The following is a 7,643-nucleotide window of genomic DNA, read 5'->3' as shown; positions in this document are numbered from 1 at the left end:
GAACCTAAAAAAGATGACCCCTGTTCAATACAGAGATCATCTTTTAAAAATTGCTTAGGCTTTTTTAAAATGTCCTTTACACAGGGTACACTTTATCCTTCTTTAGACTTTTTTCATGCTGGATATTCGATTATCCAATCAAATATATTACTTATCTGCCTGTTCTTTTTGATTTGCGCTTTCATATGAAACGTCGGCAACCTTCCAGACGTCATTTTCTTTTTTCAAGGTAACTGTCTCTACATGTTTCCCGGAAGTGACAGGGCCCCCTTCTGACACCTCAAATGACTCTTGTACATAAATGTAGTCCGAGTTTTCCCCATAGATTACTTCTGTATGATCATCATAGCTAAAGAAAGGAATATAATAGGGTGCGAAATCCGAACCGAAGGCCATATAACCTCCCTCGACTTGCACGACATTGGCTTTATAAAACTTATCTATGAACTCTTCCGTGAAGTGATCATTCAGTTTTCCTTTAATGTCTTTCTCCGTTCTTATTTCCTCACTGAGTGAACCTTGATTATTTAATGCTTCCTGCATTAACGAAAATACTTGTTCCCTATGTATGCCTTCTTCTGCAGTTACAGGTAAGCCTCCGATTAAAAGAAGGGCACTAACGACGCAAGCAACTAAATATTTTTTCATAGTTTCATCTCCTAGGTAGTATAATATCCGAATCATACCGGTTTTTGTCTATACTTTTCCTTACCCGCCATGGATAAGACCAAACTGAAAAAAAATACCATATTGGAAAACCACCCGAATATTGGTAGTTTTCTTCTCGCTATTCCATAAAAAAAAGAAGATTTCATAATTTCCGAAATCTTCCTTCTTATGAATTATTTAAATGCATAATAAAAAATGAAACCAGCAATCAAGACCGTTGCAACCAATAAAGAAATAAAAATCGGATTCCACAAATATGGATGCTCTTTTACTGAATCATCGAGAGACGAATCGTACTTCCCTTTGACCGCTTTCTGCCCTTTTGCAACAGAATAGGTATAAAAGAGTAAATATATCGACATGATGATTACGACAATGAGTAGAATCCAAATATATGTACTCAAAATATGTCTCCTCCAAGCATTATTTTTGCTTATCGTTACACATTTTGAACAATATTATACCTGCATCCGCTTTTATAACAAGGCTTCGTTTTCATAGAGGAAGCTATAGGACAAATCAAAGAAAATATATTCTTTATTATTCAGCGGATATGAAAAGGTTCTAATCGTCTCCCCCGTTTCGATATCACTGTACAGATCAGATAAAATGCCTTTTTTTTCATTGCGCATTTTAACGATATTTTCAAGGAAATAAGGGCGCCAGCTCCAATTATGATTCATATATTTAGGTTGGACCACCCATTGTCCGTCTTTATGAAGAATATTAGGCGATTTCTGATACCCTTCTTCATCACAAATATATAACCGAAAACATACTGAATCCAATTTTTTCGCCAGGATTCCGAGGAATTCCTCATGCGAACCTTTTCCTTTTTGTTGTTTGATGAAATCTTGCATCCCTTCATTAAACTGCAGGGTTTTTTGATAAACGGCTTCCATCTTTTTTGTTTCCAGAGATATGAAAGATTGGCATTCCTGATGAAATTTTTCTCGAAGTAAATCTTTATCAATAAATTCCCCGTCAGGTTTTGCTAAGAAATACCCCTGATAATAACGCCCCCCATTCTTCCAAGCGAAACGGAGCTGGTACTCAGACTCGATATTTTCAAACAGTAAATTGGCCCCTATCCTACGTGCTAGCATACTGAGCGAGAAGAGAATGACCTGGTATGCGTCTCCCCCTGATATTCGAAGTTGATTCAAATTCACTTTTAAAATATTCGGAGAAATCTGAGCAATATGATCGAGTTGACTATCTTCCCCAAGATGATCAAATGCTATTTTAATGCCGTATGTTTTAAAATAGGCGAGTACATGTTGTAATGGTTCGTAGTTTTCCGGGCTGATCGTATCCGATAGTTCAAGAACGATTCTATTCATTTCCTCCGGTTGAAAGTGACGATGGAGAATTTCCATAAATTCTTCGCCATGATCGAGCATAAGCAAATTGGGATCGCGATTAATAAAAATGAGAAAATCCTCACCATAATCCCTTATTCGTTCGAGAGCTATTTCCAACACATAATTATCCACTTCTATCCGATATTCTTCAGGCACGGAAGAATCGTGAAAAAAAGTACCAAGACTTTCATATTCGCCCTTTTCCTCATAGCGCCCTAGTATTTCATACCCGATGACCTGATGTTGATCTGCACTGAAAATGGGTTGAAAAAAAGGTGTCACCCTGTCTAAATTCTTTAATATTTTTTCTGCATCCATGATGTATTCCCCCTAATTACGAAACATCAATATGCAAAAATTATACCATTAGTTGTTGGCGTTGATAATACTAACTTTCGCAATCCTCCCTTTTCACCCTTTATATGGGTAAAAATATAGGAAGGAATCTCTATTATTTTACTCGGATATAGTAAAAGGCCATTGTTCTAAAATCGAACAATGGCCTTTTTAATGCACGATTAAAATGGGAAGAACAATGGAATCGTTATGACCACGATGACACCGATGAAGATTTGTGTCGCAATGCCTATGACGGTGAAATCTTCATATTTATAATCGCCCGCAGTCATGACCAACGCATTTGTAGTCGCCACTCTTGGTGTCGCCAAGGCCAGGCTCCCTGCAACCGCCAGTGAGAGGAAAACCGGAACGGGATCGATTCCCTGATTGACTGCCGAGGTTAATGCCAGGGGCGTCATAACGACTGTAGCTGCCCCATACGGGATGAATTGGCTCAGGATCAGGGTCAAGAGATAAAAGACCGCCAATAATCCATGTGCACCAATATTATTGAATAATAAAGCCATCCAATCACTTATCATCCTGACACCACCTGTATCATCAAAAGCAGCGGTCAGCCCCAGCATGGCCGCAATTAATAGGATAGGTTCCCAATTTATCTTTTGATAGGCATCTTCCATGGAACGGACACAGCCAGTTACGATCATCAGCAAGGCAGCGGTAAGGACCGACAAAGCAGGAGGAATTGAATCAATCGATAATAGAACGATCATTATGCCCATTATGGTCAAGGCAATCCACGTTTTGGATTTTGGATCCACAGCGGAACTTTCTTCTGAGGTTGTACCTATCACTATCACATCCTCTAGATCGGAAGAAATCCTCTCGATATTCTCCCACTCCCCGTGAATCAATATCGCATCGCCAGGTTTCAAACGCTCTGTTCCGACATCCGCCTGGATATATTCACCATTCCTATTGATTGCAAGCACGTTACATTGGTATTTTTCACGAAAATGAACATCAATAAGAGTTTGATTTTCATAGTCCGAGTTCGGGACGATCAATATTTCCGTCAAACCAAATTTACTGCTAAGGAAATGTTTCTTAATTTGTTCCGTATTAAAGTGTTTGAATTCCAATTCATAGTGCTCCGCTAATCTCTGAACGGCGTCTTCTTCACCAAAAACCAAAATGATGTCATCCGGATGCAGTACCTCATTGGCCCTGGCAGATATCGTTTGTTGCTTTTGAAGCAACGGCAACTGCTTGTCTTTGGATTTCCGTTGAATTTCAATTAATGTCAATTCATATTGAATGGGAAGCTGAAGGTCGGATAGCCTTTCTCCGACAATATCCGATGAAGCAGGAATGTGTAGGTAATGCAAAAGATCATACACTTTGTACATCCCAGCCAGTTCCCCCGCGGATAAGCCCTTCACACTATTATTGGCTGCAATTGTTTTTTCCGGTAATAGCAAACGTCCCAGTGTGAGCATGAAGAAAAGCCCAGCTATAAATGCAATCAAACCGATTGGTGCGAAATCAAAGAAAGAAAATGTCTCTAACCCATTTTCCCTCAATACATTGGCTACAATCATATTTGACGGGGTACCGGTTAGTGTAATGAGTCCGCCAATACTGCATGCATAGGCCAGTGGCAATAAATAGCGGGTCGGACTTGTTTTTTGTTGCAAAGCCATGCTCATTACAAGTGGAAGCAAAATGGCAACAATACCGGTACCGCTTAATAGTGCACTTAATAGGCCTGCCGTTACCATGACGATCAATAGTGACTTCCACTCATTCCCACCACAATAGTTAAGCAATTTGTTTCCTATCTTTTCTATGATTCCAGTATTGAATAATCCTGCCCCGACGATATATAGGGCCGCTAGCATAATCACTACGGGATTGGCAAACCCCGCCACCAGTTCATTAAATGTAAGTATGCCAGTCAGCCCCAGAACAGCAAGGGCACAAAGAGCGATTAAATCCGCACGAAATTTACCTTGTATAAAAAGCGCGAACGCGCATAGAAGTATAATCAGTGTAATAAACATTGGTTCGGTCATCATGCTACCTCCGTGTAAATGTCAGTTTTAAACTGGATATTAACCATTCGACTCCAATAAACTAGGTTTCCCTTTGCCTATAGAAGAGATTTCTTCTAATTATGTACATTGTTTGTTAATATGAGGAAGTAACATTCTTAATGTAGATAGGTTGATTAATTTGAGTAAAAGTATTTCCCGAAGAACATTTATAAAAAATGGCCTGCGTACGCTGGCGACTGTAACTGGTTTAAGCGTTGGGGGCGGATATTACGCCCATAACTTAGAGCCAAAGTGGTTAGAAATAAAGCACAATTTTATCAGCCACCCTCTTATTCCTAAAGGTTTTGATGGTATGAAGATGATACAGTTCAGCGATACCCACTTAGGCTTTCAATTTCAGCTTAGTGACTTGCAAGCGATAGTCGAGAAGATAAACCAAATGGATCCGGATATTGTTTTATTTACCGGTGATTTGATGGACGAGCCCAATAAATATAATGCTCAAAATGAAATCCCACCTGTGTTGAATCAACTTAAAGCGCCCTTGGGCAAGTTCAGCATTTTCGGTAACCATGATCACGGTGGGTATGGCTCCGAGATATATCGAGATATCATGGAAAAATCGAATTTCACCATGTTGCAAAATAATTCCGCCCGGGTTTCATTACTTTCAGCAGAAGAAATATTCCTAACTGGTGTGGATGATGCGATGCTCGGAAAACCTGACTTTGAAAAGGCTCTCTCAGGTATACCAAAAGGGGGGTTCACCATTATGCTCTCCCATGCTCCAGACCTGGCAGATATATCTAGCACTTATGATATCCACTATCAGATTAGCGGGCACAGTCACGGCGGGCAAGTTCAAATTCCTTTGATTGGTGCCCTTGTCACTCCCCCATATGCCGAAAAGTATACGGAGGGGACCTTTGATCTTGGTTCCTTGACTCTACATGTTAACCGAGGTCTTGGCACAACCCGACTTCCTTATCGCTTTTTATCGCGCCCTGAATTGACCATTTATGAACTAAGAGCAGAATAACAAGAAATACAGGGGAAAATCGCCAGACTCATTAACAAAGCCTGTGCGTGAAAATTCCTATGTAGTGAATTATAGCATTAGATGGTGAATGGAAACACCTCGATAATTTTACCATCCTGCAAAAGTGTTAATGGATAAGACCTTTAAAGCATATAACCATATAGGAACGCCAAGATGCCACCAATAACCGATACCGTTATGTAGATAAGACATTCTATGTAGCGGTGTTTTTTCATAAGGTCAAGAGCTTCCATACTGAAAGTGGAGAAAGTCGTAAAAGCACCGAAAAATCCCATTGAAAGCATCAACTGCATAGAAAGTTCCCATTCTTCCTTTCTTGGAAAGATCCATCCTAACCCGAAACACCCAATTAGATTAATCAGCAAAATACTAAATGGTATGGGCTTCGAAGGCAGAAGCTTATTAAATAAAGTCTGAAACATATATCTGAAGGCTGCACCGAAAAACCCTCCAATCAAAACGGAGAAAACATGAATCACAAGGTCTCACCTCTTTTGTCAGTAAAAGGACGCAGCCCTATAAAACCAGCAAACAGTCCCATTACAAGCGTAGCTCCTAGATAAATCGCTGCTTGAATCATGGAATGCCGCATAAGCGTTACCATTTCCTGAGAAAATGTAGACATCGTGGTAAACCCTCCGCAAAACCCACTACCAAGAGCTAAAAAAACGAGTGACTTTTTTTTAGAGGCGAAATACCCATTTATCGTTCCAAGCAAAAAACACCCTACTATATTTATAAGGAGCGTCCCAAATGGAAAGAAAAAAACGGATGTCGAGGCACTAATTGAATAGCGTACTAATGCTCCACCCGCACCTCCAAAACCTACGGCCAAAACCTTCTTAAACGGCTCCATAAAACCACCTCAACTATTTGAAAAACGAATAGATTCATTATAACAGATTCAGCTGGAACAGGCTCTTTTCATAAAATAAACCATACTATGTAAAGACATAGAGAAAAGGAGGCCAACCATGCAAACACAATATTATTATCCTTTCTATCCCTACCAACAATATCCACATCCGCAAAATGTATATCGTAACGGATACGGGGATGAAATGGGAATTGAATATGGGAACGATGAACGCTTCTTTCCATTCTTTCCTTTATTGCTCCCTTTATCATTTGTGGCTGGATTAGCAGTAGGTCCGTTATTATTCAACAACCGTCCACCGTACCCGCCGCCGTATCCGCCGTATCCTCCCTATCCGCCCGCTTACCCTCCTTATCCTGCCCCTCCCTATCCAGGCAATCAGGGATATCCGGGGTACCAAGGTTTTCAGGGCTACCCACAACAATTCGGCGCACAAGCCGCAGTCAATGAAAATATTAATATCTACACCCAATAAGGGTTGCACAGAAGGCGGAATGAACCGCCTTCTTTTCTTAATGGATACAAGTTCTTTACCTTATAGTTTTTCACAAATTAAAGCGTCACAGTATTAGAATTTGCTTCCTTATATATTTTGTAGTGGTATAATATGAAATGCATAGATGGTAAAGTGTTGGGAATAACTTTAAATTATAAATTTTTGAACTATTTTCCATCCGACTCTACCTTACAAGCCTAATATCACACCAATATAAATAAACGGTAGACTTGATTGAAGAAATCTATTTCAATAGCATTACTTCTAAACCTATGATGAAAAGGAGTTTCTACTATGAATCAAACGAAAGGACATTCTGAAATGGATGAGTTTTCGATAAACTCCCTTGCCCAAGCCGTGTTTATAGTAAATAAACATGCTAAGACTGCATTGGAGCCTAAAAATCTGTACAATCTAAAGAAGCTCGCATTAAATAAGCTCATGCAAGAAGGAAAAGCGAAGAAGATGGGACTCCATTTTTCTGACAACCCTCGCTTTGCCGCGCAACAATCCGATGTCATTGTTGAATGTGGATCATACGTCTTTCACCTACCGCCTACGAAGGAAGACTTAAAAACCCTCCCCCATCTCGGCAGTCGCGCAGCGTCCATACGAAATCCTAAAGCTGCCTTGTCACTATCAAAAGCAAAGCAAATTTTACAAACTTACGTTGGACAAGCTGGCGAAAAACAAACCAGCCCTGTAAAGGCCGAAAAAAAGTCATATGGACGGAGTCAAGTTAAACAGCCCTTTCATAATCCATTCCCCTCTTCTTTTTTAGGAAAAGGTTCAAAGTATTAAAAGAAAAAAACGGGACGAG

At 39.9% G+C, this 7,643-nt stretch carries 9 protein-coding genes; 3 read left to right on the top strand and 6 right to left on the bottom strand.

Annotated elements, in window-relative coordinates; all coding sequences use genetic code 11:
- Positions 1–147: 147 nt before the first annotated feature.
- The 4 genes from ACIQXR_RS09450 to ACIQXR_RS09435 form a co-directional block, all read right to left on the bottom strand.
- Positions 148–648: a DUF3993 domain-containing protein gene (locus ACIQXR_RS09450; protein ID WP_403079847.1), complete on the bottom strand. Its 501-nt coding sequence runs from the start codon at positions 646–648 to the stop codon at positions 148–150.
- A gap of 194 nt (positions 649–842) precedes the next feature.
- Positions 843–1,073 (bottom strand): hypothetical protein, encoded by a 231-nt coding sequence (locus ACIQXR_RS09445; RefSeq protein WP_402868018.1) that lies wholly within the window; start codon positions 1,071–1,073, stop codon positions 843–845.
- A gap of 72 nt (positions 1,074–1,145) precedes the next feature.
- The gene (locus ACIQXR_RS09440; RefSeq protein WP_402868016.1) at positions 1,146–2,351 is read right to left on the bottom strand and encodes an EAL domain-containing protein; all 1,206 of its coding nucleotides are present in this window, start codon (positions 2,349–2,351) and stop codon (positions 1,146–1,148) included.
- 200 nt (positions 2,352–2,551) lie between these two features.
- Positions 2,552–4,408: an SLC13 family permease gene (locus tag ACIQXR_RS09435; RefSeq protein ID WP_402956120.1), complete on the bottom strand. Its 1,857-nt coding sequence runs from the start codon at positions 4,406–4,408 to the stop codon at positions 2,552–2,554.
- A gap of 160 nt (positions 4,409–4,568) precedes the next feature.
- Between ACIQXR_RS09435 and ACIQXR_RS09430 the strand changes: the two genes are divergently transcribed.
- Positions 4,569–5,429 carry a metallophosphoesterase gene (locus tag ACIQXR_RS09430; protein ID WP_402868013.1) on the top strand — a complete coding sequence of 287 codons (861 nt, stop codon included), beginning with the start codon at positions 4,569–4,571 and terminating at the stop codon, positions 5,427–5,429.
- Positions 5,430–5,572: 143 nt separating this feature from the next.
- On the opposite strand, the gene crcB is transcribed toward ACIQXR_RS09430, so the two are convergent.
- Both crcB and ACIQXR_RS09420 read right to left on the bottom strand, forming a co-directional pair.
- The gene (gene crcB / locus ACIQXR_RS09425) at positions 5,573–5,929 is read right to left on the bottom strand and encodes a fluoride efflux transporter CrcB (protein WP_402868011.1); all 357 of its coding nucleotides are present in this window, start codon (positions 5,927–5,929) and stop codon (positions 5,573–5,575) included.
- The gene (locus ACIQXR_RS09420; protein ID WP_402868010.1) at positions 5,926–6,306 is read right to left on the bottom strand and encodes a fluoride efflux transporter FluC; all 381 of its coding nucleotides are present in this window, start codon (positions 6,304–6,306) and stop codon (positions 5,926–5,928) included. The genes crcB and ACIQXR_RS09420 overlap by 4 nt, the downstream gene beginning before the upstream one ends.
- 118 nt (positions 6,307–6,424) lie before the next feature.
- Between ACIQXR_RS09420 and ACIQXR_RS09415 the strand changes: the two genes are divergently transcribed.
- Together ACIQXR_RS09415 and ACIQXR_RS09410 are read left to right on the top strand one after the other, a co-directional pair.
- Complete coding sequence (locus ACIQXR_RS09415) at positions 6,425–6,802, top strand: hypothetical protein (RefSeq protein ID WP_402956118.1); 378 nt, start codon at positions 6,425–6,427, stop codon at positions 6,800–6,802.
- Between the two features lie 315 nt (positions 6,803–7,117).
- Positions 7,118–7,624, top strand: coding sequence for a YkyB family protein (locus tag ACIQXR_RS09410; RefSeq protein WP_402868007.1), 507 nt, complete (start codon positions 7,118–7,120; stop codon positions 7,622–7,624).
- The last annotated feature ends 19 nt before the right edge of the window (positions 7,625–7,643 follow it).

This window comes from Peribacillus sp. NPDC097224 (assembly GCF_044761985.1).
In the GTDB taxonomy this organism is placed as follows: Bacteria; Bacillota; Bacilli; order Bacillales; family DSM-1321; genus Peribacillus.
Note: the sequence above shows the minus strand (reverse complement) of the source record. Positions and strands in the feature narration are given on the sequence as shown.